General features: G+C 57.6%; 27 protein-coding genes, 1 tRNA gene and 2 pseudogenes. 15 read left to right on the forward strand and 15 right to left on the reverse strand.

Features of this window, described 5'->3' with window-relative positions:
• The first annotated feature begins 96 nt into the window (after positions 1 to 96).
• Complete coding sequence (locus ACI77I_RS17525; protein WP_094953797.1) at positions 97 to 1,113, forward strand: ABC transporter substrate-binding protein; 1,017 nt, start codon at positions 97 to 99, stop codon at positions 1,111 to 1,113.
• Between the two features lie 126 nt (positions 1,114 to 1,239).
• Here ACI77I_RS17525 and ACI77I_RS17530 read toward each other — a convergent pair whose 3' ends face one another.
• Complete coding sequence (locus ACI77I_RS17530) at positions 1,240 to 3,366, reverse strand: TonB-dependent receptor (RefSeq protein ID WP_406998052.1); 2,127 nt, start codon at positions 3,364 to 3,366, stop codon at positions 1,240 to 1,242.
• A 96-nt stretch (positions 3,367 to 3,462) separates the two neighbouring features.
• Positions 3,463 to 3,852, reverse strand: a complete 390-nt coding sequence (locus tag ACI77I_RS17535; RefSeq protein ID WP_263274969.1) for a DUF2946 domain-containing protein — start codon at positions 3,850 to 3,852, stop codon at positions 3,463 to 3,465.
• Positions 3,853 to 3,945: 93 nt separating this feature from the next.
• Here ACI77I_RS17535 and ACI77I_RS17540 point away from each other — a divergent pair, with 93 nt between their 5' ends.
• The gene (locus ACI77I_RS17540; protein WP_094953794.1) at positions 3,946 to 4,383 is read left to right on the forward strand and encodes a DUF3995 domain-containing protein; all 438 of its coding nucleotides are present in this window, start codon (positions 3,946 to 3,948) and stop codon (positions 4,381 to 4,383) included.
• Between the two features lie 70 nt (positions 4,384 to 4,453).
• Here the strand turns inward: ACI77I_RS17540 and ACI77I_RS17545 are convergent, their stop codons facing one another.
• The 4 genes from ACI77I_RS17545 to ACI77I_RS17560 form a co-directional block, all read right to left on the reverse strand.
• Positions 4,454 to 5,092 carry a hypothetical protein gene (locus ACI77I_RS17545; protein ID WP_406998053.1) on the reverse strand — a complete coding sequence of 213 codons (639 nt, stop codon included), beginning with the start codon at positions 5,090 to 5,092 and terminating at the stop codon, positions 4,454 to 4,456.
• Positions 5,093 to 5,202: 110 nt separating this feature from the next.
• Positions 5,203 to 5,499: a hypothetical protein gene (locus tag ACI77I_RS17550; protein ID WP_263274972.1), complete on the reverse strand. Its 297-nt coding sequence runs from the start codon at positions 5,497 to 5,499 to the stop codon at positions 5,203 to 5,205.
• 351 nt (positions 5,500 to 5,850) lie between these two features.
• Entirely contained in the window at positions 5,851 to 6,483 is a 633-nt protein-coding gene (locus ACI77I_RS17555; protein ID WP_263274973.1) for a hypothetical protein, read from the reverse strand.
• Between the two features lie 3 nt (positions 6,484 to 6,486).
• Positions 6,487 to 11,082 carry an RHS repeat-associated core domain-containing protein gene (locus ACI77I_RS17560; protein ID WP_406998054.1) on the reverse strand — a complete coding sequence of 1,532 codons (4,596 nt, stop codon included), beginning with the start codon at positions 11,080 to 11,082 and terminating at the stop codon, positions 6,487 to 6,489.
• A 219-nt stretch (positions 11,083 to 11,301) separates the two neighbouring features.
• Here ACI77I_RS17560 and ACI77I_RS17565 point away from each other — a divergent pair.
• The 5 genes and pseudogenes from ACI77I_RS17565 to ACI77I_RS17585 form a co-directional block, all read left to right on the forward strand.
• Positions 11,302 to 11,535: pseudogene (locus ACI77I_RS17565) on the forward strand (TonB-dependent receptor domain-containing protein); the annotation flags it as partial.
• A gap of 260 nt (positions 11,536 to 11,795) precedes the next feature.
• A complete protein-coding gene (locus ACI77I_RS17570; RefSeq protein ID WP_406998055.1) occupies positions 11,796 to 12,125 on the forward strand; it encodes a hypothetical protein in 330 nt (109 codons plus the stop codon).
• 103 nt (positions 12,126 to 12,228) lie between these two features.
• Positions 12,229 to 12,924, forward strand: a complete 696-nt coding sequence (locus ACI77I_RS17575; RefSeq protein WP_406998056.1) for a fumarylacetoacetate hydrolase family protein — start codon at positions 12,229 to 12,231, stop codon at positions 12,922 to 12,924.
• A gap of 36 nt (positions 12,925 to 12,960) precedes the next feature.
• On the forward strand, positions 12,961 to 13,869 hold the full coding sequence (locus ACI77I_RS17580) for a helix-turn-helix transcriptional regulator (protein ID WP_406998057.1): 909 nt from the start codon (positions 12,961 to 12,963) through the stop codon (positions 13,867 to 13,869).
• Positions 13,870 to 13,946: 77 nt separating this feature from the next.
• A complete protein-coding gene (locus ACI77I_RS17585; protein WP_094953551.1) occupies positions 13,947 to 14,393 on the forward strand; it encodes a GNAT family N-acetyltransferase in 447 nt (148 codons plus the stop codon).
• A gap of 530 nt (positions 14,394 to 14,923) precedes the next feature.
• On the opposite strand, the gene ACI77I_RS17590 is transcribed toward ACI77I_RS17585, so the two are convergent.
• Positions 14,924 to 15,868: a sensor domain-containing diguanylate cyclase gene (locus tag ACI77I_RS17590; RefSeq protein ID WP_094953549.1), complete on the reverse strand. Its 945-nt coding sequence runs from the start codon at positions 15,866 to 15,868 to the stop codon at positions 14,924 to 14,926.
• 245 nt (positions 15,869 to 16,113) lie between these two features.
• Between ACI77I_RS17590 and ACI77I_RS17595 the strand changes: the two genes are divergently transcribed.
• Positions 16,114 to 16,362, forward strand: a complete 249-nt coding sequence (locus ACI77I_RS17595) for a DUF1652 domain-containing protein (protein WP_094953548.1) — start codon at positions 16,114 to 16,116, stop codon at positions 16,360 to 16,362.
• Here ACI77I_RS17595 and ACI77I_RS17600 read toward each other — a convergent pair.
• The 3 genes from ACI77I_RS17600 to ACI77I_RS17610 all read right to left on the reverse strand — a co-directional run bounded on the left by ACI77I_RS17600 (position 16,359) and on the right by ACI77I_RS17610 (position 17,897).
• The gene (locus ACI77I_RS17600; RefSeq protein WP_263274976.1) at positions 16,359 to 16,499 is read right to left on the reverse strand and encodes a hypothetical protein; all 141 of its coding nucleotides are present in this window, start codon (positions 16,497 to 16,499) and stop codon (positions 16,359 to 16,361) included. The genes ACI77I_RS17595 and ACI77I_RS17600 overlap by 4 nt on opposite strands.
• 381 nt (positions 16,500 to 16,880) lie before the next feature.
• The gene (locus ACI77I_RS17605; protein ID WP_242155786.1) at positions 16,881 to 17,213 is read right to left on the reverse strand and encodes a DUF6124 family protein; all 333 of its coding nucleotides are present in this window, start codon (positions 17,211 to 17,213) and stop codon (positions 16,881 to 16,883) included.
• A 321-nt stretch (positions 17,214 to 17,534) separates the two neighbouring features.
• Entirely contained in the window at positions 17,535 to 17,897 is a 363-nt protein-coding gene (locus tag ACI77I_RS17610; RefSeq protein WP_263274977.1) for an NUDIX hydrolase, read from the reverse strand.
• Between the two features lie 126 nt (positions 17,898 to 18,023).
• Here ACI77I_RS17610 and ACI77I_RS17615 point away from each other — a divergent pair, with 126 nt between their 5' ends.
• Together ACI77I_RS17615 and ACI77I_RS17620 are read left to right on the forward strand one after the other, a co-directional pair.
• Positions 18,024 to 19,004, forward strand: a complete 981-nt coding sequence (locus tag ACI77I_RS17615) for a Gfo/Idh/MocA family protein (RefSeq protein WP_406998058.1) — start codon at positions 18,024 to 18,026, stop codon at positions 19,002 to 19,004.
• 89 nt (positions 19,005 to 19,093) lie between these two features.
• A complete protein-coding gene (locus ACI77I_RS17620; RefSeq protein ID WP_094953545.1) occupies positions 19,094 to 19,735 on the forward strand; it encodes a ribonuclease T2 family protein in 642 nt (213 codons plus the stop codon).
• 365 nt (positions 19,736 to 20,100) lie between these two features.
• On the opposite strand, the gene ACI77I_RS17625 is transcribed toward ACI77I_RS17620, so the two are convergent.
• Positions 20,101 to 20,448, reverse strand: a complete 348-nt coding sequence (locus ACI77I_RS17625; protein WP_094952686.1) for a hypothetical protein — start codon at positions 20,446 to 20,448, stop codon at positions 20,101 to 20,103.
• Between the two features lie 91 nt (positions 20,449 to 20,539).
• On the opposite strand from ACI77I_RS17625, the gene ACI77I_RS17630 reads away from it, so the two are divergent.
• The 4 genes from ACI77I_RS17630 (at position 20,540) to glsB (ending at position 22,718) form a co-directional block, all read left to right on the forward strand.
• Positions 20,540 to 20,884, forward strand: a complete 345-nt coding sequence (locus ACI77I_RS17630) for a hypothetical protein (RefSeq protein ID WP_242155789.1) — start codon at positions 20,540 to 20,542, stop codon at positions 20,882 to 20,884.
• A gap of 74 nt (positions 20,885 to 20,958) precedes the next feature.
• Complete coding sequence (locus ACI77I_RS17635; protein WP_406998059.1) at positions 20,959 to 21,354, forward strand: hypothetical protein; 396 nt, start codon at positions 20,959 to 20,961, stop codon at positions 21,352 to 21,354.
• Positions 21,344 to 21,730 (forward strand): hypothetical protein, encoded by a 387-nt coding sequence (locus tag ACI77I_RS17640; RefSeq protein ID WP_406998060.1) that lies wholly within the window; start codon positions 21,344 to 21,346, stop codon positions 21,728 to 21,730. Before ACI77I_RS17635 ends, ACI77I_RS17640 begins: the two co-directional genes overlap by 11 nt.
• A 79-nt stretch (positions 21,731 to 21,809) precedes the next feature.
• Entirely contained in the window at positions 21,810 to 22,718 is a 909-nt protein-coding gene (gene glsB, locus ACI77I_RS17645; protein ID WP_094952688.1) for a glutaminase B, read from the forward strand.
• Positions 22,719 to 22,762: 44 nt separating this feature from the next.
• On the opposite strand, the pseudogene ACI77I_RS17650 reads toward glsB, so the two are convergent.
• The 4 genes and pseudogenes from ACI77I_RS17650 to mddA all read right to left on the reverse strand — a co-directional run bounded on the left by ACI77I_RS17650 (position 22,763) and on the right by mddA (position 25,350).
• A pseudogene (locus tag ACI77I_RS17650) lies at positions 22,763 to 23,259 on the reverse strand (signal peptidase II).
• Positions 23,260 to 23,456: 197 nt separating this feature from the next.
• Positions 23,457 to 23,792, reverse strand: a complete 336-nt coding sequence (locus ACI77I_RS17655) for a DUF6124 family protein (RefSeq protein ID WP_406998061.1) — start codon at positions 23,790 to 23,792, stop codon at positions 23,457 to 23,459.
• 510 nt (positions 23,793 to 24,302) lie between these two features.
• Positions 24,303 to 24,569, reverse strand: coding sequence for a hypothetical protein (locus ACI77I_RS17660; protein WP_094952692.1), 267 nt, complete (start codon positions 24,567 to 24,569; stop codon positions 24,303 to 24,305).
• Positions 24,562 to 25,350: a methanethiol S-methyltransferase gene (gene mddA / locus ACI77I_RS17665; protein WP_406998062.1), complete on the reverse strand. Its 789-nt coding sequence runs from the start codon at positions 25,348 to 25,350 to the stop codon at positions 24,562 to 24,564. Before mddA ends, ACI77I_RS17660 begins: the two co-directional genes overlap by 8 nt.
• 328 nt (positions 25,351 to 25,678) lie before the next feature.
• Between mddA and ACI77I_RS17670 the strand changes: the two genes are divergently transcribed.
• Positions 25,679 to 25,753 (forward strand) — tRNA-Lys (locus ACI77I_RS17670).
• Positions 25,754 to 25,779 lie beyond the last annotated feature (26 nt).

Consider the following 25,779-nt stretch of genomic DNA (forward strand, 5'->3'; position numbering starts at 1 on the left):
CCTCTACTACAGTTGAGTTGACTTAACTATTCAGAGGCTTCGCGCATTGGCAGCAAAGCCGTCCGCTATGGCTGCGAAAACGCGAGGTGCAAAGGCATGAAAGGATTGAGAACCCTATTGGCAGCGTCCCTGACGGCCTTGAGCCTGTCGGTGGTTTCATTGCCGGTATCGGCTGCCCAGGCACCGGTGCATTTCGCCGACCTGAACTGGGAAAGCGGCAGCCTGATCACCGAAGTACTGCGCTTTATCGTCGAGAAGGGCTACGACCTGCCCACCGACACCTTGCCCGGCACCACCATCACCCTGGAAACGGCCCTGGCAAAAAATGACATCCAGGTGATCGGTGAAGAATGGGCCGGCCGCAGCCCGGTGTGGATCAAAGCCGAGGCCGAAGGCAAGGTGGTGGGCCTGGGCGATACAGTCAAGGGCGCTACGGAAGGCTGGTGGGTGCCGGAATACGTGGTCAAGGGCGACCCTGCCAAAGGCCTCAAGCCTCTGGCCCCCGAGCTTAAAAGCGTACAGGACCTGGCGCGTTACAAGGACGTGTTCAAGGACCCGGAATCTCCAGGCAAGGGGCGCTTTCTCAACAGCCCGATCGGCTGGACCTCGGAAGTGGTCAATAAACAAAAGCTCAAGGCTTACGGCCTGGACGACAGCTATGTGAATTTTCGCAGTGGTTCGGGCGCCGCGCTGGATGCCGAAATTGCCTCATCGATTCGTCGAGGCAAGCCGGTGTTGTTCTACTACTGGTCGCCGACGCCTTTGATGGGGCGCTACAAACTGATCCAGCTGGAAGAACCACCGTTTGACGCCGATGCCTGGAAGACACTGACCGACGCGGAGAACCCCAACCCTAGGCCGACTCGGTCGTTGGCGTCCAAGCTGAGCATTGGCGTGTCGACGCCGTTCCAGCAGGAACACCCGCAGATCGCCGAGTTTTTTACCAAGGTTCAGTTTCCTATCGAGCCGCTGAACAAAGCCCTGGCTGCGATGAGCGAGAACCACACGGCGCCACGGGAAGTGGCTCAGGTGTTTCTCAAGGAGCATCCAGAGGTGTGGAAGGCGTGGTTGACGGCGGATGTGGCGCAGAAGGTTGAAGCGAGTTTGCGCTAACACGGTATGCAGAACCCTGTGGGAGCCGGGCTTGCCCACGATGGCGGTGTATCAGTCATGTATGTGTTGACTGTCACACCGCCATCGCGGGCAAGCCCGGCTCCCACAGTTGATTGCATGGCAGGCTTAGAACTTGGTTTGAATCGCCACCTCGAAGGTCCTTGGCGACCCCAGGTAATACGCCGGCGACACATGCGCAAACTCGGCATACACCTCATTCGTCAGGTTGCGCACGCGGCCGGTCACCGAGGTGTGCGAGTCGACCCTGTAGCGCAGGAACGTTCCGAACAACGTGTAGGCCGGCACCGTCATGGTGTTGGCATTGTCCGCATACACTTGTGCGACATACCGCGCATCCACGCCGCCTTGCCAATCTGGCGTGAAGTCATAGGTCAGCCATAGGTTGCCTACGCGTTTTGGCACGTTGGTCGGTGTATTACCCTTGCGCGAGACCACGGCGCCGCTGGCGATTTTCTCGTTGAAGTCGTCGTATTCAGCATCCACCCAGGCAAGGTTACCTTCCGCCAACAGTTTCGGTGTGATGCGCAATGAGCTGGCCAACTCGATCCCCTTGGACGACTGCGCCCCCACTGGGATGCTGTTGTTCGGGTCTTGCGGGTCGGTGACGGCGAAATCCTTGCGCTCGATCTTGTAGGCCGCGACCGTGGCCGAACCGCGACCCTCCAGGTACTCAAACTTGCTGCCCACTTCCCACTGTTTGCCGGTTGATACGTCGAACACTTGAGTGGTGGTCGATGGCTGCTCGGCCGCCGTGCTGTATTGCACATACACATTAGCCGAGGGGATGAACTGGTAGGTCAGTCCAACACGCCCGGTCACCGGTTCCCAGCTGCGCTTGAAGTGGCGTGGGTTGGTGGCCGTCACTTTGCTGTGGTTGGTTACGTCCAAGTCGATAGCGTCGTAACGCAGGCCGGTGAGCAGTGACAATTTATCGGTGAGGCCAAGGCGATTTTCCACGAACAAGGCTTTGGTGGTGACTTCGTTGGTCTTGTCCTTAACAAACCCGGGTTTGGTGCCTGGGATGTCATAGAAGTGCCCAGGGTTGTAGTTGTTCGGGTCTACGGTGCTATTGCCCGGTTTGTTCAGCGGGTAACTGGTGGTGCTGTTGACCTTGTACTCAAAGCCGCCGGACCAGGTGGTGGACAGGCCGAAGATCGTGTCGTCATGGCGCAGCTCGAACTGGTTGCCGTTCTGTTCGCCCTGATGGCGCACTTGGTAAGCGGTCGAACGGTTCACTGCGCTGTTGTCGGCGTTGTACTGGTAGGTTTCCAGGTTGCGGTAATCGCGCTGGCTGTCCAAGTGATAGAGGGTGTTCTTCAGCGTGGTGCTGTCGTTGATTCGATAGTCGATGATCGAACGTGCCCAGATCGTGCGCTGTTCGTACCGGCCATCGGCAACATTGTAGTTGTTGAAGCGGTTGTGCCGGTCGATCTTCAGCTCGCCGGCCTTGGGGTTGAGCACCGGAGTGCCCCAGTACGGGCTGTCTTCCTGTTCGTCCTGGTATTCCAGTGCCAGGGTGTGGGACAGGTTGGGGGTCAGGTCACTGAGCAGCGAAAACGCCAGGCTCCAGGCTTCACGCTGGTCGCGGTCGATGTAGCTGTGATTGGTGTTGCGGCTGACGTCCAGGCGCGCGTAATGCTGCACCTCGGCGCCCGGTTCTGTCAGCGCGTGGTTGAGGCCGAAAGCCATGCCGGCGGTGTCGTAGCTGCCATAGGTGAGCTGGCCTTCGGCGGCTTGTTCCTCGCGGGTTGCCAACTTCGTCACGTAATTCAGCGAACCGCCCACGGAGCCGGCGCCATTGATCAAGGAGGAGGGGCCGCCGACCAGTTCAACGCGGTCATAGATCCACGCATCCACTGGGCGTGCCAAGCCGGTGGCGACGTTGATGCCGTTGAACATCTGGGTGATCTGGCTGCTGGTAAACCCACGGTAGGACACAAACCCGCCAAACCCCGGCGGCGCGCTGGCGTTGACGCCGGGCAACGTGTTGGCCGCATCGCGAAAGGTCTTGGCGCCATGGCGCTCGATATCGTTACGAGTGGCGATGGCCACCGACGCCGGGGTTTCCCGCACGCTCAGGCCGAGGCGCGACGCCATGCCGCTGGATTGATCCAGGGTCAGGCCGGGCTCTGCGGTTTGTTCGCCATCGATGGTGGTAGGCGCCAACTCGAGCGCCCAGCCACAGACAGGCAGGCAGCCGAACAGGCCCGCCAACAAGGGTAAATGTTTCATGGTTGAATCCTGAAAAACTTGGCTTGAAAAACAACGCACAGCCGCGCGTATTCCCCGATGGGAACGTTGGCCGGTGCAGATCAGAAAGCGAAGGGGTCAGGCGAAAGCGGGAGGCGCGCGCGGGTTGGCCGTGGGCCAGGTGAAACGGGCAGGGATATCAGCGGCGAGAACCACCGCCGGTGGCGGCGCATGGGGTTGTGGCAACACCGCCACATTCAGGTTGGAACTCAGCGCCGGGCCCATGCCGCCGGTCGAACACAGCGGGCAACCAAACGCCTTCGACAGCGTCGGCAGGTTCTCATCCGTGGAGTTGCTCTGCTTGGGCGCCTGGGTACGCGGGTCCACCGTACAAAACTGCCCGCTGATACCGTTGAGCTGCATGCCCACCATCTGCCCATGACCAATACTGCACGCGAACACATTGAACAGGACGCAGCAATAGAGCATCCAGGCAATGAGCGAGCGGTCGGCACGAGCGATTTTCATGGGGCGGCACTTTACCATCACCCGCCGACGAAATACCCACAAAAAATCTCAGGGCGACTATCATCACTCGCACATTTTCAGGGAGCGCCCGCCATGAGCTTTGTCATCGCGCGATGGATCGTTGGGGTTTTTACCTGCATCAGCATGGTGCACCTATACTGGGCCGCTGGCGGCAAACTCGGCAGCCTTGCCGCCATCCCCCAACTGCCCGGCGAATTCGCCCACGGCCCCCGACCGGCGTTCAAGCCCTCAGCGCTGGGCACGTTCCTGGTCGCAATGGGCTTGGTCGCGATAGCGCTGCTCGTCTGCCTGCGAGCCGGGCTGTATTTTTCGCCGGTGTCCCATGGGGCGTTGCAATGGGGGATCAGTGCGATAGCCGTGGTGATGTTCGCCAGGGCGATTGGGGATTCGGAGTTGGTGGGGTTTTTCAAGAAGGTGGGTGGGTCGAGGTTTGCAAGGCTGGATACGTATTTTTATTCGCCGTTGTGTTTGGTGTTGGGGGTGGGGTTGTTGGTGGTGGCGTGGGGGTGAGGTGGGACTGAGCGATGCGAAATGTAGCTAATTGGCTCAATTCTATCCTTTTTTTTGAACAGCTCGAAAGTTAAGAGTTGATGAAGCAATAAACGTCTTCAGCGCTTATTTTTCCAGATGCTATTTTGTTTGCCGCTGAAGTGACTTCGTCTTTATGTTCGGTCGAGAATAAAAGCTGGGCCGCTGCATGTGTATCGCTTTCGTAAAACCGACATAGAATCACGTCTGGATGTGCTTCTAAATAATCGCGGATTTTTACGGCAGTGATGCCCTTTTCAAAAGTTGTCATACTGCTCCAGAGGTCACATATTCCCGTGCTGGATTGTTGAAGTAATAAAAAAACGTCATGCGAGCCCTCCAGGGCCTGATGGTCTATTTTTCTCGGGTCATGCGGTCGATTTTTGACAATAGAGTAAACGCTGCTGGCTTCATTTTTTTTGAAAAAATCTCCATTTTTAAGTTCGCTGGATAAGCTTCTTTTCAATAGGTATTCTTCAGCTCTCGAGTTGAATTCCGCTCCGCCTATCGATCGCCATTCTCGCTTAAAGGGCCAATTTTTTGAGAGTGTTTCCGTGATATGGCACCAGGAATTCCAGACGCTGACGAAGTCGTGATCAATCAAGGTCATCGTAGTGGAAGCGGGGTCTTTTATCTGGTCCTTACCTTCCCATGGTTTGACTCCAGGCTCATCTATGTAGAGCGTTTTCATTTCTATCTCTTGAAGTGATTTTGAGTCGTCGCCGATCTTTTAAGATGTCTTAATGTCACGCGCTTGTATTGTTGCTGGGCGAAAATGGCGTTGGTTTTAAGTTTCCAGGGTTAAAAAAAGAAAAATAATCCTGTGTTTTTATTGATTGCCAATACGTTTAAGTGAATCAATTTATTTAGTGTTTTTGAGTTTTCAGGTCTTAAATGTGTCTTCAGTATTTTCAAGGTTTTGCTTAGATCTGCAGGAGTACTTATGATTTCGTCCTCATATTCATCGATTATCTTTCCAGCTTCAATATTTATGCTTTCTAACGCGCCAGACTCTAAAAATTGTTGGTATTCTTCTTGCGTAAGCTTCGCACTCTCAAGTAGAGCGTCGGGGCAGTTGTTTATGTCTAGCAATTTCATTGCTTCTGTCGTGAGCGGCACGCAAATTGTCTTCATTTACTTGGAGGCTCATTGAAATGGGTGGCTTCCTTGTAAAGGAAGGGCATACAGAGATAAAAACTTACCTTTGAGTTCAATATAGGCTGATTTTGATTTTGCAGTGAGAAAAAAGTATCCGTTTTACTTCTGTGTTACTACGCTAAAAATCTCTCTGCGAGGGAGGTTTGTTATTTATAAGTCTCTAGTTTTGGAGTGGGTCAGCCCAGTTCTGCTATGTGTTATAATCTTCGTCTTTCCATTTTCCGGGCAGGCGATCATGAAAAACGGGTATGGCAAAGCCGACTCCAAAGAGGCGGGATCATTTTCTATAACTCAGCTGTGTATGTAACTGTAGACGTCTTCTTGCTGAATTTCTTTGATTTCCATCCTGCTAATTGCATCGTTTAGGAAGGGCAAATGCTCTGAGTGGAAGAAAATTTGGGCTACTCCGTGTGTTTCTGCGTCATAGAAGCTGAACGCTAGTACGGTTCGGTCTGCCAATATGAGCTTGAAATCATCTGATGTCGATAAGTGGCTTAGATTACTAAGATTGTTCCATGCGTCGCTGGGTTCGCTGTTTTTTTTCTGCATAAGTGTCACGGTGTAACGATAACTAGTGAGTGCGGTCGGGTCTATCTGATCAGGTTTTGAACTCAAGTGCTCTATTCCAGAATAGATCGAGGTTGCCTCGTTTTTTCTAAAAATGTCTTTGGGGCTTGATGTTTTTGCGAAATTTTTTAAAGCCAGATATTCCTGGGTTTTACTTTCGTACGGGAATCCCACGGTGTACCACATTGTGATTGTTGGCCATTCCGAGGTCAGTGCGGATGCAAGTTCGCACCATGTTTTCCAAACATTTTCAAAGTCCTGGTTTAGTAGGGAAATTGTCGAAAACTCGTGCTCGTTGGTCGCGTATAGCTGACCCCATGGGTGAATGCCGACTTCTCGGATGAAGACGGTTTTCATTAGTCACTCCTTAAAGTATGTGTGAGAGTCATCGCCGATTTCCAGTGGGACTTTACGGTGTTTGATAGTTGTTTCAGTATTGAAATGGGGCGCATGATTACCTTTCTTGTGCCCAAGGGAGTGTTCGCGAATTTCAATTTTTCGTTCGCGTAATCTAAACTCATAGACACGTCCTTGTGTATAGCGATTTTGATCGGTAAGTGTCTCTCGATAAACGCGTGCCGGATGTTGGTGTTTAGGGACGCCGCCAATTTCTTTCGCCCTTCTGAATGCCCCATTTCGGGAGAGTTTACTGTCGGCCCCTATGGGGGCTTCGGGCTCGTGCTCGTTAACACGAGCTGCGTAGGATGGCTCCTCAATGTTATGTGTCGGTTTACATCCGTTTCCACCCGGACACCGATTCAGTCCCAGCGGGTCTACCCACCCCGTAGGGTTAGGCACGTACTGGTACGCGTTGATCCCACCCGCCAGCTTCACCGGGTCGGGAGTCAGGTAACGACCAATATCTGGATTGTAGTAGCGATGGCGGTTGTAGTGCAGCCCGCTTTCCGGGTCGAAGTATTGGCCTTGGAAGCGTAGCGGGTTGTCGATCTTGTTTATGTCGAGGCGGCTGATTTGGCCGTAGGCGCGGTAATGCGCTGACCAGACGATTTCGCCGTTGGGGGCGGTGAGTTCCTGCGGGGTGCCGAGGTGGTCGAGTTGGTAGTGGAATGGTTGGGTGTCTTGCGGGCCAAAGCCTGCCAGCAGTGCCAGCGGACGGAAGCTGTCCGGTTCGTAGATGTAACTGCGGTGACGATCTGCGTGATGCTCAGCAACCAGCTTGTCGCCTTGCCAGAAAAACTCTGTGGTTATGCCGTCGACGGTTTTGCTGATCCGCCGCCCAAACGGGTCATAGCGGTAGCTGGCCGTTTGCCCGTTCGGTTGGGTAATGCCGATCAACCGATGCTGGCAGTCGTAGCGGTACTCGGTGACGAGTTGGTGACCCTTGCCGCGCCTTTGGCGGATGAGGTTGCCGAAGGCGTCATAGTCGTAATGATGATCGCCCTGAATCATCAACCGATTCCCCGCCACGATGTCCGGGCCGGGTCGGTCTTGCATCAGCAGGTTGCCCGCCGGGTCATGGCCGAAGCGTTCCTGCACGTCTTGCGAGTGGTCGGCCCTAGTCAGGCGGGCGAGGGGGTCGTAGTGGTAGTGGTGTTCACCTTTGCGAGTGTCTAGCAGGCGGGTCAGGTTGCCGGTTTTGTCGTAGTCGTAGTGGCGGCGGTAGAGGTCATGGTTTTCTTGAGTCACCGCGTGGGCGTGCAGGCGGTTTTGCTCGTCGTAGTGGTAATGACTGAGGAGCTGGCCTTGTTGGCGTTGATGCTCGCGGCCGGTTTTGAATAGGTGGGAGGTTAGCAGCGCACCATTTAACTCGACGGTGGCGAGGTGGCCGCCTTTGTCGTGGTTGAAGGTGAGACGATTGTTGTCCGGCAGGCGCAGGTTTTTCAGCTGACCGCAGGCGTCGTAGCCGTAGCGCAAGGTGCCCCAGCCTTGCTGTTCGGCGGTGAGGCGGCTTTGGGCGTCGTATTCGTAGGCTAGCGCCCAGTGGCCGTCGTCGACGCTGAGGAGGTTGCCCTGGCGGTCGTAGGCATAGTCAACAACACAGCCGTCGGGCAGGGTTTTTCGTACGAGGCGGCCGGAAGGGTCTCGCTCGTAACGGGTAAGAAGCTGACTGCCGTCGTCGCCGTGTTCGGTCTTTTCCAGCAGGTTGCCGTTGAGGTCGTAGACGTAGGCCGTGCGCTGGCCGTCAAAGCCGATTTCTTGCTGGATCAGCCCGTTGAGGTGGTAATCAAGCTGGTAGGTCTCGCCAACTTCGTTTTCGATCTCGGTCAGCAGTAACCGGGCGTTGTCGTAGCAGTATTTGACCTGGGTGCCGTCAGAATTAATGCGCCGGCTGATCAGGTGCAGGCCGTCGGCGTATTCGTAGCGGGTGACGTGGCCCAGTTCATCGCGTTCGGCGGTGATTTTTCCGTAGGGGTTGTAGCTGTATTCCCGCGTTGCGCCGTCTGGAAGTAGGACGCGAATCAACCGACCTACACCGTCCCGTTGATACTGGGTCAGGGCGCCATGTTCGTCCTCAAGTGCCGTCTGTCGCCCAAGATCGTCATAGCGATACCGCTTGATACCGCCATTCGGCAGTTGTTCTTCAACGAGCTGCCCACGCTCATTCCAGACCAGCCGATGGCACCCATTATCCGGATACCAAACCCCAATCAGTTGCCCGTGTTTGTTGTAGGTGTAGTCCGTAACGTTGCCGTCAGGATCAGTCTTACGCGTAATGTCGCCCTGGTCATTACGCTCATATTTCCAAACCGCCTCACCACGCCGTACGACCCGTACGAACCCGTTGTCATGCTCGTAGGAAGTCGGCTCATCCTCCCCAGGAAACAGCGCCACCAAACGCCCGGCTTCGTCGTACTGATACGCCGTCACCGCCCCCAGCGGGTCTTGCTCGACCGTCAGCCGGCCCTTGGCGTCATAGGATTTGAAATGCTCAGCGCCGTCCGGATCAATGCGCTGCACCAGCCGCGCCCGCTGGTCATGGACATAAACTTCCTGGCTACCATCGGCGTTGTGAACCGTAACCCTGCCGCCGTCCTCCCACGCATACCGCGTGTCCATCTGCGAAAAGCTGGCCCAATGGCGGACACACCGCGCCGCCTTACCAGCCCGTTCCCACTCCCAAAAGAAACTCGCCCCACCGGCCAACTGCCGTTCAAGAATGACGTGCTGATCGTCGTACCGATAAACCTCACTTTCGCCTACAGCGTTAGTCGCTGAAACCAGTCGTCCAGCTTCGTCATAGGCGTAGGAAACAAGATTCTGCTCAGTCACCCAGACGTAGGGTTCATACCCTTTGGCGCGATGAACCTGATAGTCCACGGCAACAATGCGGCCCAGCTCATAGCGCAAAAACAGCGACCGACCCGCACCGTTATCCAGCCGCTCAACCCGCCCCAAACGATCACGCGAAATACGCAGCCGGTTGTCATACGCATCGCTGATCGCCGTCAGCACACCGTCGCGAAAGTGATAAAACCGTGACGCCTGAGCCAGCACCAACTCATCAGGCAGCGACCCCAAGTAAATCGCCGCTTCGGCCGAACTGTTGGTGATCGCGGGCCTAGCCACAGTAGGCAGCGGAAACTCAGTACTGCGATTCTCATGATCCGTCCAAACCACCGAATCACCGTCCACCACCAACCGCTGCGCCAGCGAGTGACTCCAGCCAAACCCCAACCCACAATCCACTTCCACCGCACTGGTGCGGTACAAACGGGTCCACTCAAACGGCAATATCCCATCCAGCGCGCCATCGGTAAGAGTCAGCAACTCCTCGCCGGTGACCATCGACACCGGGCAGCCATTGGTGGCCGTTTTATCCGCAGGCGCCGCTGCATCCCCCTGTGGATTCTTCGCCGAGGCAGGCACATCATCCACATGCTCTTTGTGCTTCAACACCGCGTTCTGCCGCGCCCGCCAGCGCATCTGCATCGTGCCTTGCTTCAGCCCACCGACCACGCCGCGAACCGCCACGGCCTTATAGCGATCCACCGCCTGCATGAATTGGGTCAGAATCGCCAGCAGGCTCCTGACAAAGCCAACGGCCGCCTCAAGAATCCGCGCGCCATACTTGACCAGCCGCAAGCTCAGATACGCCACACCCGCCGCTGGCAGTGCGATCATCAACACTGCGCCAATCACCAGGTCGATCAGCAGCGACACCACAAACCCCGCCGCCACCTCGGCGATCTCGCCAGGCGGCAGTGCGTCCAGCCACAGCATCGCCGTGCGCACCATCAGGTACAGCGCGGCCTCATCGCTGGCGAGCAACATGGCCTTTTCCATGACTTTGGGTGCATCGGTGGCCAACTGCGCCAACTTGGCCGCCTCGTTGCCGAGTTGTTCGACGTACTTCAGCGGGTCTTCAAGAATCGCCTGCACCAGCTTGATGCTGTCCCACACGTCGCGGATCGCCGCCCAGCTGCCGGCCAGTACGCCGCTGCCAATCGCGCTGGCGGTCGATTGCTGCCAATAGGGTTTGAAGTCGTTCCATTGCTCGCGCAGCCATTGCTCGAGGTCCGCCGTCAGCCCGGCGTAGGACGCAAACAACGCGTCCACCTGTTGAATCGACGCGCCGCCTTGCACCCGCACCTGATACCGCCCGCCGGCCACGCAGGTATGCGAGCCTTTGCCGTGCTCATCGAGCATGACAACGGTGGAACTGCCGTCCTCCAGCCGAATCACCTCAACCGGGATGTCACCGATCGGCACGTCGTACACTGACTCGAATAGGCTCTCGATCTTCAGCTCGCCGCCCAGCGGGCACATGACGACGGTGCCCAGAACATCCGGGTCGGTCATGCTAGCCGTGGTCTGTGAGGCCCCCACCCGCAACACCCGATCCATGCCCAGCAGTGACGGCAAATCCGTTGCGTGGCTGACCGAGTCCAGCGCCCGCGCGTACCAGGCCCCCATCTGCTGGCGATACTCCGCCAGGCTCAGATGGAAGCCGTTGAGTTCATGTTCGATAAAGGCGATGTGGGCAGCGTTGGTCATCCGTGACGTCTCGGCAAAATGGCAAGGCGTCGGAGCATGCCGCAGGAAAAAGCGCCTGGATGAACGGCTGGGAAAATCAGAAAGGGACGACTTTAAGCGGGTAAAAACCGCGAAGAACTAGCCAGGAGACTTACACAAAAAAGCGATCCAACTGATTGCGCAAAAACGCGGCAAATAAAAAAACACGCTCATCCGTGCCCGATTTGCGCCCATGGCCGCTCCGGTGCCAAGAGCAAGTCGTCCCTGGATAGCAAGGCGTTTACCGGCCGCGTCGGCGTGGTCTATCTGTTCGATAACGGTTTGGCGCCGTATGCCAGCTACGCAGAGTCGTTCAACCCGCAATCGCGTGGCTTTGAACTGGAAGGTAAGGCCAGCCTCAACGATAACCTGGACATCACCGCGGCCTACGGCTACCTGGATAATCGCGCCAGCAAGTCCAACAGCACCGTGCAGGCGAGTGCGACTTATCAGTGGTAACTGGATGAGCAAGCTTTTTGTGGCGAGCGAGCTTGCTCGCGCTGGGGCGCGAAGCGGCCCCTCATCAGGACACTCGTATACACCCGGCAGACTGAGGTGTCAGGTGTTGGGGCCGCTTCGCAGCCCCGCGCGAGCAAGCTCGTTCGGCTCGGCCGATAAGGCAATTTAATGGCCCCTTTGTAACAAAATCCGCGCCAGAATCGCTTTTATTTTCAGGTGGTTAGGTGGGAATGCAAATGCGCACTGTTGGAATCATGCTGATCGCCTGCTCCATGGCAGGCGGTGCAGCTGCCGTGCAGGCACGGGAGCTGCGCGAGGGTGACAAGTACATGTGCAGTTGGGGCGCGGGCACCGCCGCCAGGGCCCAGGAACTCAAGCTGTCGGGCGTGTCGCTGTATGCCGCGCGGCAGAAGATCCAGACCATCAAGTTCAGCAAATCCTGGATGCGCATGATGGCCATGGGCATCACCGAGCAGACCTATGACAGCCGTTCACGGTTCAAGCCCGAGGCGATTCGCCAGAGTTTTTATCAGGATTGCCTGCGTTATAAGGTGGCGCGTAAATAACCCATTACCTGCACCGGCCAGTGCAAAATCTGCGTAAGCCTGTCCAACTTTGCCCTGGCGCCGCTCGCCATACTGGCGCCAGGTAAACCACGAGGCACAGGCCATGACTGATTACGTATTCACCCCCGAGCAGCTTCCATCCCTGGCGATCCAAGGCAGCGCGGCGCGTTTCCCGCTGCGCCGGGTGTTTTGCGTGGGCCGTAACTACAGCGAACATGCCCGCGAGATGGGGCATGACCCGGATCGCGAGCCGCCGTTCTTCTTTATGAAACCGGCCGATGCGGTAGTGCCTGCCGAAGGCGTGATCGCGTATCCGCCGCTGACCGCCGACCTGCACCATGAGGTGGAGCTGGTGGTGGCCATTGGCAAGGGCGGGGTGGATATCAGTCCTGAAGACGCCTTTTCCCACATCTTGGGCTACGGTGTCGGCATCGATCTGACTCGCCGCGACCTGCAAGCCCAGGCGAAAAAGCTTTCGCGCCCGTGGGAATGGGCCAAAGCCTTTGATGAGTCGGCGCCCAGCACGGCCTTGCAGCCGGTGAGTGTGGTAGGGCACCCGGCCAGCGGCAAAATCTGGCTGAAGGTCAATGGTGAACAACACCAAGTCGGCGACCTGGCTGATCAGATCTGGTCCGTCAGCGAAGTCATCAGCCACGCCTCCAAATCCGTGGCGCTCAAGGCCGGCGACCTGATCTTCACCGGCACACCCGCAGGCGTCGGTGCATTGCAACCGGGGGATGTGGTCACGGCCGGTATCGACGGCATCGGCGAGCTGAGCTTCACCCTCGGCCAAGGTTGAGGCTAAAGTGGTGCCCAGGCCACCCGAGAGACCGTTATGCCAGGCACCCGCGTCACCACCTATGGCATGGAGCAGCGCAGCGACCGCCCCGACTTCTATATCCGCGACAAGCGCGGGCGGGCGGCGCTGACCAGCCCGCATCGGCATGAGTACTTCCAGATCCAGATCAACCTGGGCGGCGACACCGTGCAGCATATCGGCGGCGCGGTGCGGCCGTTTCCGCACAAGGCCCTGGCGTTTATCCTGCCCCATCGCCTGCACGTGATTCCCCATCCTGAAGACGGCGAGTTCATGCTGATCAACTTCAGCCAGGCGTTTTTCCTGCCGCAACTGACCTGCGACCCGCTGGACCTGGAAGACATCCCCATCGGCCAGGCGCCGGAGCTGTCACCGTTTCGCTTTCAGGAGCAGCTGGATTTCATCCTCGACGACGCCGCCTTCGACGAAGTGAACACCTGGCTCACGCATATGCGTGCCTTGGACGCCCATCGCACCTTCGGCGCGCGCGAGCGGTTAAAAGGCTACGTGTTCCAACTGATCGGCCTGGTCTGCGAGCAGTACGCCGAGCCCTTGCAAGCATTTGCCGCCAACAACGCCACTCGACGCGGGCGCAAGGATGCCTTGGCGCGCGTGCAGGGCTATATCCGCGAGCATCTGCACGAGCCGACCCTCAACCTGACGGATGCCGCCGCCGCTGCTTTCCTATCGCCCAACTACCTCACCCACCTGTTGCGCAAGGAGACCGGCAAACCGTTCTCCCAGTGGGTACTTGATCGCCGCATGCAATTGGCGCGCACTTTGTTGCTCAACAGTGCGCAGATGATCGGAGTTATCGCCCAGCGCTGCGGGTTTACCGATGAAGCCTACTTTTCTCGTTGTTTCCGCAAGGCCCATGGCTTCGCGCCGGGGCAGTTTCGCCGTCAGCAACAGGCGCAGCCCTTGTAGGCCGCGCGTTTTACAAATCCACCACAAACCTTATGTTTCTATGTGCATACAATTGCATCCTTCAACAGGAGGCCTGTATGCAAACGCTGATACGTGTGGCGACACTGGACGATATCGACACGCTCTTCGCTATCCGCACCTCGGTGGTGCAAAACCACCTGAGCCGCGAACAAATGAACGACTTGGGGATTACCCCACAGGTGGTGGCGGATAGCATCCGCGAAGCACCGTGCGTGTGGATCGCCGAAGTGGAAGGTCAGCCCGCCGCCTTTTCCATGGTCGACCTGGCCGCAGGCGAGGTGTTTGCGATGTTCGTACAGCCCGGCTTCGAAGGCCGTGGCCTGGGCCGCCGCTTGATGGCGGTGGCGGAAGCAGCCTTGTTTGAACGCCACGACACGCTGTACCTGGTCACGGACGGGCGCGACGAAATCCGCGCTAACGGTTTTTACCAACGGCTGGGCTGGTCGAAGGTTGACCGCGTCGAGGGTGATGACGTTCGTTATGAGAAGAGCAGGGTGCCTTAATGCCATGAACCCATCACCAGCCCCTTCGTCCTACAGCTTTCGCTACTTTGCGATTGGGGTTGTGTGCGTCGCGGTGTTACTGGGCGGCTATTTCGTGCGGCTTAATGCCCAAGTCGATCGGGAACGGGCAGAGGTGGTCGAGCGTTTGGCCCTTTGCAGGCAAGTGGAACGTGTGGCCGGCGCGGCGGCGTCAAACAGCGCTGAACTTCGCGAGACGTGCCGTCAATTCAATGGGCAGTCCTCCAACAGCGTTACATCGCATTTGGTAATAACCATTTTTAATACAAGGAAATATAAGCGGTACTTGCACCAAAAAGTGGCACTTATAATCCCGTCTACCTTAAAAAATGTGTGGTTATTGAATGACTTACGACGATTTTAATCCGACGAAAGGATTAAAATAATCTTGTTCCGGCTTTTCTCAATCGATACTATAGCCGGGCGTTCACCTCCCACGGTTTATGCATTTTTAAATCCCAAGTTTCCATCAGCTACTTGGGATTTTTTTTGCCCGAAATTTGACCTCGGCGTCAAACTTCACTGTCGGCAAACTCTGCCCGCATACGCCCATTACGTTTGGCCTGGTACAGCAACTTATCGACTGACTCGATAAACGCCAGCATATTACTGTTGGGCGTAACGATATGCGTACCGACCCCCAGGCTCAGGGTCAGCAGCTTGGAAACCGCCGAAAAGCCATGCTCGATCTGCTGCTGGCAAATCAGATGCAAGCAACGCCGTGCCACCTGCCGCGCCGACGCCGCATCCGTCTCCGGCAGCAACCACACAAACTCCTCGCCGCCGATACGCGCAATGAAATCCCGTGGCCGGTTGGCCGCCAGCGACAAGGTGCGCGCCACCTGGCGCAAGGCTTCGTCGCCCTTGATATGGCCGTAGTGATCGTTGTACTGCTTGAAAAAATCGATATCGAGGATGATCAACGACAGCGGCAACTGGCTGCGCTGGGCGCTGGCCCATTCGCGCTCCAGCACGGTGTCGAACATGCGCCGGTTGGCGATGCCGGTGAGGCCGTCCTGGAAAGAATATTCCTCCAGTTGTTTCTGCAGGCGGATCAGGTGCTCTTCGGTCTTTTTGCGCTCGCTGATATCGAACATGAAGCCGATCAACGCTTCAACTTCATCGCCCTTGCGCACCACATGCACCACGTCACGGATCCACACATAGTCGCCATTTACCGTCAGCGCGCGGTAGTCGGCCTCGTGATCCTCACCGGCGCGCGATTGCGACACGCAGAAATTCACCACGTATTCCCGGTCGTCCGGGTGCATGCGTTCGACCCAGTCGTCCACGCTCACCCAGCTTTGCGGGGCCCAGCCCAGCAGCGCTTCGATCTGCGGGCCGATATAGCTGAAGGTCATGGTCTGCCAATCGATGCGCCAGGGGATGGCCTTGGTTGACTCCAGCAGCGTTTTGTACACGGCACTGTCGGGCGGGCTCGGTGGAGTCAGGCTCATGGCGGCGGCTCGGAATGATGGCAAAGAGCCAAGATCGTGTTTTGAACGACGCCGAGAGTCAAGCCTTCGGCATCGCAGCAGACGAGAGGTCGCGTGCTGGGTTTTTGGCGCCAGCACGCCAGCGTTTACACGGCAAAATGCGGCACATGTATCACTTTTGAATTAATTGTTCTGTGGCCGGCAAAAGCTTATCTATGCTGGATGCATCACACCTATAGGGTCGAACCCAGAGACGGGGTTTTGTCATGATTCCGATCACCGAACTCAACCGCATCATGGCCGCAGGCTTCCTGCCGCTGTCGTGTGATTGCAGCCTCAACAGCGACGGCTCGTTGCGCATCAGCGTGTTCGAGCCGGCGTCCGGGCGTGTCGACCTGTTGCTGACCCGGGTCTCGCCCCAAGGCCTGGACAGCGTGCGTTCCATCGCCAACCTGATTGGCGAACTGCGCACCGAGCTCAAGGCCGGGCGTCGTGGCTTTGCGGCATTCGGCTAGCTATTGACGGTGCTGGTTGGGGCAGTGATTGCGCCGTAGTAGCGCCAGCAGCAATGCCGGTGTTCCGGGAGGATTACGCAGCCGCTGAGGCTGACGATCAACAGGGCGGCAACCAGCCTATAAAGGCGACGGGTCATGATATTTCCTCAGTGTGTGTACGGCGTTACTCCTTGAACGCCGCCACCTGTAAAAACCCGTCGCAATGCTTTCAAACATTTCATCAAGCGCCGCCATCCCCTGAGTAATACTCGTCTCAACCACCTGAGTGGTAGAAGCAGAAGCACAGCAACACACACATCTGTCTGATGTACTGGAATCCAACTGTGGGAGCGGGCTTGCTCGCGAATGCGGTGGTTCAGTTACAAATAAGCTGACTGACCCACTGCATTCGCGAGCAAGTCGAATCGGCGCACTGCTGCTCCCACAATTTTGACCGAGTTTAGCTGCCACCACTCAATGCTCTGCTTTTCTGTGGGAGCTGGCTTGCCTGCGATACAGGCGCCTCGGTCTACCTCACCTCAACCCGGTTCTACACACTCCACCGCTCGATCCACCAAAGCCCTCGCCATATCCACCAGATGCAGCACCGAAATCACCAGTGTTTGCGACGTCCCGTCCAATCGCTCGCCAGCCTCTTGCGCTGTGGCAGACGCACAGCACAACAAGCTGCTGGCATGCACCCAAGCACTTTCAAAACTGGTTTCAGGGTCAACGGTGAATAGCATCGGTTCTACCGTATCGGGTGAGGGAGCAGGGGAGAGATAGTGATCCAGGGCGCGCTTATACGCGGCGTACTTTAGTGTTTGGTCACTGTCTCTGAACGGTTGATCCGCGTTTCCTGTGTTCATCATGAAGTACCTCTAGTCAGTTAAAAACGCTGCAAAAAAATGAAGCGTCGCGACTAGTCATTTACAGGCTGCTAAACCCGGTCACTGAATTGGCAGTGACGGGTGGAGACTAGCTAGCTGAATTGGGAGGCGCAAGCGGTTGGGGTTTTCTCGGAAACGTCCTGCGAGGGAAAGGGAAATATCGGCGATGACCCGATTAAACAGGCTGGACGAGCGAAGACGAAATCTTCAGCCGCTGCCGCGTTCGTCAAATCCTTTGTCGAACGGCAGAAAGCAAGTGAGGTAATGAAGCGAGGTTTGCTGAGCAGCGTGTAGAGCGCGCAATTACAGGCGACGTAGGAAGGATCTGACGATGTGCCGGGTGGCGTCGGTGGTGTCCAGTTCGTCCAGGGCGCCATAGGCGTGCCACCGGCAAGCGACGATCTCGTTGCGCGGCCGCGCGTCGGCAATGTTTACCACCGAGGCTTCGAACACGTGGTGCACGGTGTCGCGGGCCTTAAGTTCCTGCAAGTACAGCAAGCCGTCCACGTTTAACCCGGTTTCTTCTTCCAGCTCGCGCTCGGCTGCACCGACCGGGCGCTCATCACGCTCGACCTTGCCGCCGGGCAGTGCCCATTTTGATCTGGCCTTGCGCACGAAGAGGATATGCCCCTCGTGTTCGCAAATGACAGTGGCCCTTATTTTCATCGAGTGTGCCCACGCGCGGGATGAGTGTCATAAAAGTGTAATGCAATTGTCATGCTAAGTGCTTATGGCGCACAGGGGTGGGGATGTGGATACTGACCGATTGATGAAAACGGACGAGGACAACAGATGACTACCGTACGTTGGGGCATGATCGGCTGTGGTGATGTAACTGAGTTGAAGAGTGGACCCGCTTTCTACAAAGCGCCAGGCTCGGCCCTGGTGGCGGTGATGGGGCGCCGTGAGGCGGCCGTGCGCGATTATGCGGCACGCCATGGCATTGCGCGTTTCTATACCGACGCCCAGGCACTGATTGACGACCCCGAAGTAGACGCGGTGTACATCGCCACACCGCCTGACAGCCACCTCGAATACAGCTTGATGGTGGCCGCGGCCGGCAAGCATTGCTGCGTCGAGAAACCCATGGCCCTCAACGCCGAGCAAAGCGCGTTGATGCAGCGCACCTTCGAGCGCGCCGGGCTGCACTTGTTTGTGTCCTACTACCGCCGCTCGTTGCCGCGTTTCCAGCAAGTACGTGACTGGCTGCGCGACGGGCGCATCGGTGAGTTGCGCCAAGTGATTTGGACGTTTACCAAGCCGCCAGCCGCCGCCGACACCAGCGCCGCTAACTGGCGCACTGACCCGACGATCGCCGGCGGTGGCTACTTTGCCGACCTGGCCAGCCACGGGTTTGACCTGTTGCAGTACCTGGCCGGCGATATCGTCGAAGTCACCGGGTTCACCGCGCGCCAGGCCGGGCTGTATGCGGCGGAAGATGCGGTGACGGCCTGCTGGACCTTCGGCTCAGGTGCGCTGGGCATGGGGTGCTGGAACTTCGTCGCGGACCGTCGCGAAGATCGCGTCGAGCTGATCGGCAGCCGTGGCCGCATCACCTTTGCGGTATTCGAAAACGAGCCGTTGCGCCTTGAAGGCGAGGTTAACGAAGTGCTCGAAGTGCCTCACCACGAACATATCCAGTGGCATCATGTGCTGGCGATGAACGCGCACATTCGTGGCGAAGCCGAGCATCCTTCGCTGGCGATCGAGGCGTTGAAGACCGATCGAATTCTGGACAAAGTATTGCAGCGCAATCCCAACCGTCCTGAGTAGTTTTCCAACCCGTTGTGTTGCTTTGGCCACTATCGTTTATGGCCGCCGGTTTCAACAATAGCGGCTTACTTTTTTCAAGGATTAGAGGGATGAACTACAAAACAACATGGATGGCAATTTGCCTGGTGCTGGCCAGTATGGCGACGCAAGCGGCACCCCGGGAGCAGCGGCCGGCGGGGGATTTTGATTTTTATGTGCTGTCGTTGTCGTGGTCGCCGACCTTCTGCCTGACGCACCCCGGCAACGAACAGTGCACAGGCAAAGGCTATGGGTTTGTGCTGCATGGGTTATGGCCGCAATACGCCAAAGGCGGCTGGCCGGCGTCGTGTGATGCGCAATCGCGACTGTCGACAGAGGACTTGGCCAAAGGCGCGTTGATGTTTCCCACCCAGGCCTTGCTCAAGCATGAATGGACCAAGCACGGTACGTGCAGCGGGCTGGACGCTTCGGGTTACCTGGAGGCGACCGATAAGGCATTGGCGGCGGTGCAGATTCCGCAGCAATTGCAGCCATTCAACGTACCGAATTACCTGGAAGCTGGGGAAATCGCGGCGCTGTTCCGTAAGAGCAACCCGGCCATGGGCGACCATGGCATGGCGGTGATCTGCAAGGGCAAGGAGTTGTCTGAAGTGCGCGTGTGCCTGAGCAAGGAACTGCGCTTTGCCGGTTGCCCCAAGAGCGTGAAGAGCCAGTGCCGTGGCGGTGATATTCGCATCCCGGTGCAGCGCTGATCAGGGGCCCGAGTGCAGTCAAATGGCGGCTGGCGTGGCATTCGCCGCTCCGGCGCGGTCCGCCAGGTAACGCGCTTGCGTTTTCATAACCCGGTCCGCGGTCGCCTAACCATTAGCTGTCCAACTTTTGGGGCGCACTTCAACTCACCGTATTCGCGAGCAAGCCCGCTCCCACATGGGTTAGGTGGCGCCCATTAGTCCACGCAAACCAACCGGCCCTCCGATGTGGCGCACCTCCAAGCTGCACCGCAGAAACCTTGTGGGAGCTGGCTTGCCTGCGATGGCGGTGGGTCAGCAACACTAATGCCAGCTGGCACGGCCTCATCGCAGGCAAGCCCGCTCCCACATGGGTTAGGTGGCGCCCATCAGTCCACGCAAATCGCCCGGCCCAGCTTGCCTTTCTCCACCGTCGCCGAGCAGCCGAAGTGACTGTTGTCCACCTGGCACGTGCCCGCTACAGGGCCGTTACCCGATTGCGTGGTCACGCTGGTCTGGCACTCACCCTCACACTGGCTCGAATCAGTGCAGGCCTTGCCCGCGTCCTTGTATGGCGTGATGCACTTCCAGCTCTGCAACTTGCCGACCTGCCTCATCGTGCCACCGCCCGCCAGGCAGGTGGACGCGGCGGCGTCCTGTGCCGGTGCAGCGGTGGGCGAGTGGGTGGAGCAGGCCGATACCAACAGCAGGGCGGCCAAGCCAATCATCAATTTCATGCAAAAATCCTCATGGAGTCAGCGCAGTAGTGCAGTGTACGGGCGATTGGACTACTTTGATTGGCGAGCGATCCCTACCTGGAACTGACCCATGCACACCTTATGGAAACGCTATTTAGCTTTGCTGGAAAACGACCTGAGCACGCAGATTTTCGACAACGTAAAAAACCTGCTGGTGTGCGCGCTGCTGTTTGCGGCGGGGACCAATACCTTGCTCGGGCAACGTGAACTGTTTATCGGCGTGTTCGCCTCCAGCGTGGCGGGCTGGGGCCTGATTATTTTGTCCGCCGTGTTGATGGTGTTGAACATCAGCGACGGCATTCGCCGGCTGGCCAAGCTGCGGTATCACCTGGCGCTGCAACTGTTGCTGATCCTGGTTTACCTGGTGATTGCCGAGCGGGTGGTGGAGATAGTCTGGGGCTTTCGGGCGCATTGAATCGCTTGCGGGTTTGACCAGCGTTCGCCGTGTTCGAGTTAGACTCGCCAACTCGCTGCCCCGGGATGCGCAACATGCAGACGCTTTATTGTTACGTCGATGGCTCTGACAACGAAACCATTGAGTCGGTGTTGGTAGACGCCTTTCGCACATTGATCAACGATTGGGCGCCATTTGGCGCTGTGTTTGTCAACCACATTCAAGAGCGTGCCCCAGGCATGGCGCCTGATGACCTGAGCGATTGGTTTATCGGGCTCAATCTGCCTTTACGTCATGCTGGCCGCGCTCAAGTTAGCCAACTGGTTCTATTCACCAAAGCCATGGCTCGCGCAACGGGGCGTGATTTCGTGGTGGGTATTTCATCGGCCTCGGGACTGTCCGAGGATTTGGTATTTCTCGACGCAAATGCCGACGAAACCGACGCTGTGCGCCTTTCTACGATGTTGGAGACTGCACCCCATGGGGCTTGATATTCATCTTGAAGCTGACAAACGCATGACCATGGCGCACTTGGCTGACGCAGTAAACGCTGTGGGTGGTGGGGTGCTGGAGCAGACTGAACAGTCGATGGCGGCTGGCTTTGATTCAGGCCTCTCCCTGAGCGGCTGCGATGAAGTGGAAAATTCGGAAATTCGAGCACAAGACCCGCACGGTTTGGTCTTTACCGTGGCCACTCGTGCTTATTTGCGCATCAAGGGGCTAACGCCAGACGACGCCGATCCATTGGCTGACGTAAGGGCATGGGTGGAACAGCTGGCGGCGAGGTGTGATGCGTGCTTCTTGATATCGTTCCAGTACGAGTCCCTCATGTATCTTCGGGACGAGGGCGGCCTTCGCGTTCTGTAGTGCGCCACCAGGGCTGCGTGTTTCAGGTATCCTGCGCGCCCCGCTATCACTGATTCAAAGAAACATGACCGGACAAGACATGCAGGCGCTGCTCGAGTCGATCCTCGACGAAGTTCGTCCACTGATCGGCCAGGGCAAAGTCGCCGACTACATCCCCGCGCTGGCCGACGTGCCCGCCAACCAACTCGGCATCGCCGTGTACGGCAACGATGGCTCGGCCTATTGCGCCGGTGATGCCGATACCCTGTTTTCGGTGCAGAGCATTTCCAAGGTGTTCAGCCTGGTGCAGGCCATCGACCACGGTGGCGAAACCATCTGGGAACGCCTGGGCCACGAGCCGTCGGGGCAACCGTTCAACTCCATGGTGCAGCTGGAGTTCGAGCGCGGCCGCCCGCGCAACCCCTTCATCAATGCTGGCGCGCTGGTGATTTGCGACATCAACCAATCGCGCTTCGCCGTGCCGATCCTGTCGATGCGCGACTTCGTACGGCGCCTGTCGGGTAACCCGCACATTCTGGTCAACAGCGTCGTCGCCGACTCCGAAGCCCAACACGGTGCGCGCAACGCGGCCATGGCCTACCTGATGAAGTCCTTCGGCAATTTTCATAATGACGTGGATGCGGTACTGCACAGCTACTTCAACTACTGCGCGCTGCAGATGAGCTGCCTGGACTTGGCCCGCGCCTTCAGCTTCCTCGCCAACGAGGGCGTAAGCGCCCACAGCGGCGAACAGATCCTGACCGCGCGCCAGACCAAGCAAGTCAACTCGATCATGGCCACCAGCGGGCTGTATGACGAGGCGGGCAACTTTGCTTATCGCGTGGGCTTGCCGGGCAAGAGCGGGGTCGGCGGCGGGATTGTTGCGGTGGTGCCGGGGCAGTTTACGGTGTGCGTGTGGTCGCCGGAGTTGAACGCAGCGGGGAATTCGCTGGCGGGGATGAAGGCGTTGGAGTTGTTGAGTGAGCGGATTGGGTGGTCGGTGTTTTGAGGGGCTGGGGATTGACGGCGGGGGCCGTAGATCCCCATGGATACCTAAGCTTTACGCGGTTTCACGAACAGATCGAGCATCAGGAACAATGCGCCGGCAGTAATCGCAATATCGGCAATATTGAACACGCCGGTATGCGTTGGCCCGACGTTCAGCACCATGTAGTCAACCACATGACCGTCCCGAAATACGCGGTCGATCAAGTTGGCAATACCGCCCAAGGCAATCGCATAAAGCGGCAAGACCTTACGCAGCGGCTGGTTCCAATTGGAAAGCGACCACCACGTAGCCCACGCGACCACGATGGCCACGCCTGCGATAAAGATCAGTTCTTTAACCTGTGGCGGCAACGCCGCGCCCAGGCTGAGGAAGGCGCCGGGGTTAAGGCTCAGTTCCAGCGCCAGGTTGATTGGGTTGGGGCCGATTTTAAAACTGCTGGCTTGCAGTGAAACCAGGGCCAGTAGCTTTACCAACTGGTCGACGGCGCGATGCCGGCGAGGAGGGCGAAGGTGCGGCCTCGCAGTAGGGGTGACGTGCTCAAGCGGTAACTTCCTGTTTCGGGCTTTCGATAGAGCGCCAGAAGATAGCTCAGGCGCTTTATCTCGTCCATCTCAGGCCACCGAGTGATCGTGCCCACGCTCTGCGTGGGCATGCATCCTGTGACGCTGCGCGTCACGTTGTTATGCATCGATGAAAGCGTCCGGGGCGGCATTCCCTAGCTGCGCAGGGGGACGATCTTTATGCGGCTGGGTGGGCTATGTTCAAGGCCTTGTCTACCAGCAACTGCACGCCTTCCAGCATCCTGCAAATGCCCAGCGCGACATTGCGTTGCGAACCCTCGATTTCAAAGGCCATATGGTTGGCGATTTCGCAGACGGACGCCAGGTCCTGGGAAGCATTGACCAGCAAGGTTTCGGTGCCCAGGTCGGCGCACACGGTGAAGATACCTTCGCTGGGCTCGGGAATGGGTTTGCCGGGGTTGAGGTAGTGGCTGATCGCGCGGTAGGCCACTTCGTGCAGGGTGCTGGTGTCGAAGTCTTGCTGGCCTGGGGGATTTGGGCTGTCTTTAATCATGGTCAAGCTCCTTTATAAATGGAACTGCCACAATTCGCGGTCAAACGAAATAGGGTGGCAGCTATACGCGGGTTGACCGACCGGCCAAAAGAGCAACACCGGCATACCCGAAGGTATCCCGCGCACAGCTGCCGCGACACGATACATCAGGCGTAAAAAAAACGCCCAAGATCGGTGTTAGCGCATTTGCTCTTTTGGAGTCGGACGGTCAAATCCGGTCGCTGAATCGGCAGCGACGTCGAAGAGGTTAGTCAGCGCACTTCCGAGCGACAACCTGAAACCACTGTGGGAAATGTCCGAGAGCCCCCGGCGTCGAGCGCTCTGCAACCGCGTAAGCTGCACCGACTCAAGGAAGATGCCGACCATGCCCAAACCGCCTAATCATGTCGTCCAAACCGCAGCAAAGTAGCGTGTTTTACCTTCGAGCCGCATATCCGTGAGCGCGCAGGCCGCTGGGGTTACAAGCACGAAAACATCTATTTTTTTGATGGCGAGGGTGACGCCTGCGAGCTATGAGCCAGGCGCAAACCACTGTACCCAGCCCGCCAATAACAGCAAGAGTACCCCGACGCACAGCAGCGCGGCGTACGCCGGCCGTACGCGGCGGATGCGGTCTTGCAGTGCGCCGATGGCGCAGAGTGCGATGAGCAGCGCGAACACCCAACTGGGCAGGTGGGCGGTGATGCCTAAACGGTTTCGTGCTCGTGGCGTGTGGGCTGCCTCTTCTGATGAACTCTCGGACGGCTTCTTTGCTGGGCTGGGCTTGTGCTTACTCATGCTCTTTTCTCTGTGCCGCGACGCTGCTCTTCGGCAGGGGCAATACCATGCTGACTTCTTGCTGGTAGCGCCGGTACCGTTCACCAAACAGCACCACCAAGTCTTTTTCTTCAAAGTAGGCGCCGATAAAGATATAGATCGTCATGCCCACCGCAAACAGCAGATGGCCCGCCGTCATATGTGGCGTGGCCCAGAAGGCGATCAGAAACCCCAGGTACAGCGGATGGCGCACGACCTTGTAGAACCATGGCGTTCTGAACACCGGCGCTTGTTGTGGCGTGTTGCGCCAGCGGTCGATGGCTTGCTTGAGTCCGAACAGTTCGAAGTGACTGATCAGCAAGGTTGCCAACGCCACGAGGCCCCAGCCCAGCCAGAACAGCACGGTCAACAATGCTGTGGCCCAGGTGGGCTCCACCTGCCACACCGTGAGCGTGAGCGGTTGCCACAGCCAGAACATCAACGTGAGCATCAGGCTGCTCAGCAATACATACGTTGAGCGTTCAGCCGCTGCGGGGACGAATGCTGCCAACCAGTGCTTGAAGCTTTTACGCGCCATTACGGTGTGCTGGACGCTGAACAGAATGATCAGCAAGCAGTTGACCGTGGCTGCCAGTGGCCAATCGACAAGAGGGCCGGAGTCGAGGTGTTTGGGCACGACTACGCCGCCTACAAACCCTATCAAATAGAGAATGGTGCATAGGAAGATCAGGTAGCAGCTGGTGCTGTAGACCAGCGCGGCGGCGCGTGCCGCAAGGCTGTTTGGATCTTTTTTTCGGTTCATGGACGAGTCCTTTCGCTCATGCTGAATGGGTAAGCCAATCGATGATTGACCTCTGGACCGGCTAAGCTAGCGCAGTTTGTGGATTAAGTAACCTGTGAGAATTGACAGTTCTTTAGACTGTTTTGGTCTTCAACTTATCCAGCAGGCTGTGTTGCGCCACGGCGCCGATTTATAACCGCTGCACTCCATGCAACAACGAAACCTGGAGTCATTCAGAGATGGCTTCGAGGGTGCAGGTAGGAAGAATGCGCATTTTTTTGAGTTAAATCTTAATGAAGCTCGTGGCCCTTCACATTTTTCAGGCGTTGCTCGACAATGCGCCCTCTGTTCCGGAGTAGTTCAGCGGTAGAACACTCGGCTCTTAACCGGGTGGGCGCTGGTTCGAATCCAGCCTCCGGACCCATCACATACACAGCAATCTGGGCAGAC

The organism is Pseudomonas sp. D47, assembly GCF_045447305.1.
Lineage (GTDB): Bacteria > Pseudomonadota > Gammaproteobacteria > Pseudomonadales > Pseudomonadaceae > Aquipseudomonas.

What these genes read in the sequence shown, in the direction of transcription:
- ACI77I_RS17525 (WP_094953797.1), top strand. Translation starts at nt 97, where the DNA reads ATGAAAGGATTGAGAACCCTATTGGCAGCGTCCCTGACGGCCTTGAGC.
- ACI77I_RS17530 (WP_406998052.1), bottom strand. Translation starts at nt 3,366, where the DNA reads ATGAAACATTTACCCTTGTTGGCGGGCCTGTTCGGCTGCCTGCCTGTC.
- ACI77I_RS17535 (WP_263274969.1), bottom strand. Translation starts at nt 3,852, where the DNA reads ATGAAAATCGCTCGTGCCGACCGCTCGCTCATTGCCTGGATGCTCTAT.
- ACI77I_RS17540 (WP_094953794.1), top strand. Translation starts at nt 3,946, where the DNA reads ATGAGCTTTGTCATCGCGCGATGGATCGTTGGGGTTTTTACCTGCATC.
- ACI77I_RS17545 (WP_406998053.1), bottom strand. Translation starts at nt 5,092, where the DNA reads ATGAAAACGCTCTACATAGATGAGCCTGGAGTCAAACCATGGGAAGGT.
- ACI77I_RS17550 (WP_263274972.1), bottom strand. Translation starts at nt 5,499, where the DNA reads ATGAAATTGCTAGACATAAACAACTGCCCCGACGCTCTACTTGAGAGT.
- ACI77I_RS17555 (WP_263274973.1), bottom strand. Translation starts at nt 6,483, where the DNA reads ATGAAAACCGTCTTCATCCGAGAAGTCGGCATTCACCCATGGGGTCAG.
- ACI77I_RS17560 (WP_406998054.1), bottom strand. Translation starts at nt 11,082, where the DNA reads ATGACCAACGCTGCCCACATCGCCTTTATCGAACATGAACTCAACGGC.
- ACI77I_RS17570 (WP_406998055.1), top strand. Translation starts at nt 11,796, where the DNA reads ATGCGCACTGTTGGAATCATGCTGATCGCCTGCTCCATGGCAGGCGGT.
- ACI77I_RS17575 (WP_406998056.1), top strand. Translation starts at nt 12,229, where the DNA reads ATGACTGATTACGTATTCACCCCCGAGCAGCTTCCATCCCTGGCGATC.
- ACI77I_RS17580 (WP_406998057.1), top strand. Translation starts at nt 12,961, where the DNA reads ATGCCAGGCACCCGCGTCACCACCTATGGCATGGAGCAGCGCAGCGAC.
- ACI77I_RS17585 (WP_094953551.1), top strand. Translation starts at nt 13,947, where the DNA reads ATGCAAACGCTGATACGTGTGGCGACACTGGACGATATCGACACGCTC.
- ACI77I_RS17590 (WP_094953549.1), bottom strand. Translation starts at nt 15,868, where the DNA reads ATGAGCCTGACTCCACCGAGCCCGCCCGACAGTGCCGTGTACAAAACG.
- ACI77I_RS17595 (WP_094953548.1), top strand. Translation starts at nt 16,114, where the DNA reads ATGATTCCGATCACCGAACTCAACCGCATCATGGCCGCAGGCTTCCTG.
- ACI77I_RS17600 (WP_263274976.1), bottom strand. Translation starts at nt 16,499, where the DNA reads ATGACCCGTCGCCTTTATAGGCTGGTTGCCGCCCTGTTGATCGTCAGC.
- ACI77I_RS17605 (WP_242155786.1), bottom strand. Translation starts at nt 17,213, where the DNA reads ATGATGAACACAGGAAACGCGGATCAACCGTTCAGAGACAGTGACCAA.
- ACI77I_RS17610 (WP_263274977.1), bottom strand. Translation starts at nt 17,897, where the DNA reads ATGAAAATAAGGGCCACTGTCATTTGCGAACACGAGGGGCATATCCTC.
- ACI77I_RS17615 (WP_406998058.1), top strand. Translation starts at nt 18,024, where the DNA reads ATGACTACCGTACGTTGGGGCATGATCGGCTGTGGTGATGTAACTGAG.
- ACI77I_RS17620 (WP_094953545.1), top strand. Translation starts at nt 19,094, where the DNA reads ATGAACTACAAAACAACATGGATGGCAATTTGCCTGGTGCTGGCCAGT.
- ACI77I_RS17625 (WP_094952686.1), bottom strand. Translation starts at nt 20,448, where the DNA reads ATGAAATTGATGATTGGCTTGGCCGCCCTGCTGTTGGTATCGGCCTGC.
- ACI77I_RS17630 (WP_242155789.1), top strand. Translation starts at nt 20,540, where the DNA reads ATGCACACCTTATGGAAACGCTATTTAGCTTTGCTGGAAAACGACCTG.
- ACI77I_RS17635 (WP_406998059.1), top strand. Translation starts at nt 20,959, where the DNA reads ATGCAGACGCTTTATTGTTACGTCGATGGCTCTGACAACGAAACCATT.
- ACI77I_RS17640 (WP_406998060.1), top strand. Translation starts at nt 21,344, where the DNA reads ATGGGGCTTGATATTCATCTTGAAGCTGACAAACGCATGACCATGGCG.
- glsB (WP_094952688.1), top strand. Translation starts at nt 21,810, where the DNA reads ATGCAGGCGCTGCTCGAGTCGATCCTCGACGAAGTTCGTCCACTGATC.
- ACI77I_RS17655 (WP_406998061.1), bottom strand. Translation starts at nt 23,792, where the DNA reads ATGATTAAAGACAGCCCAAATCCCCCAGGCCAGCAAGACTTCGACACC.
- ACI77I_RS17660 (WP_094952692.1), bottom strand. Translation starts at nt 24,569, where the DNA reads ATGAGTAAGCACAAGCCCAGCCCAGCAAAGAAGCCGTCCGAGAGTTCA.
- mddA (WP_406998062.1), bottom strand. Translation starts at nt 25,350, where the DNA reads ATGAACCGAAAAAAAGATCCAAACAGCCTTGCGGCACGCGCCGCCGCG.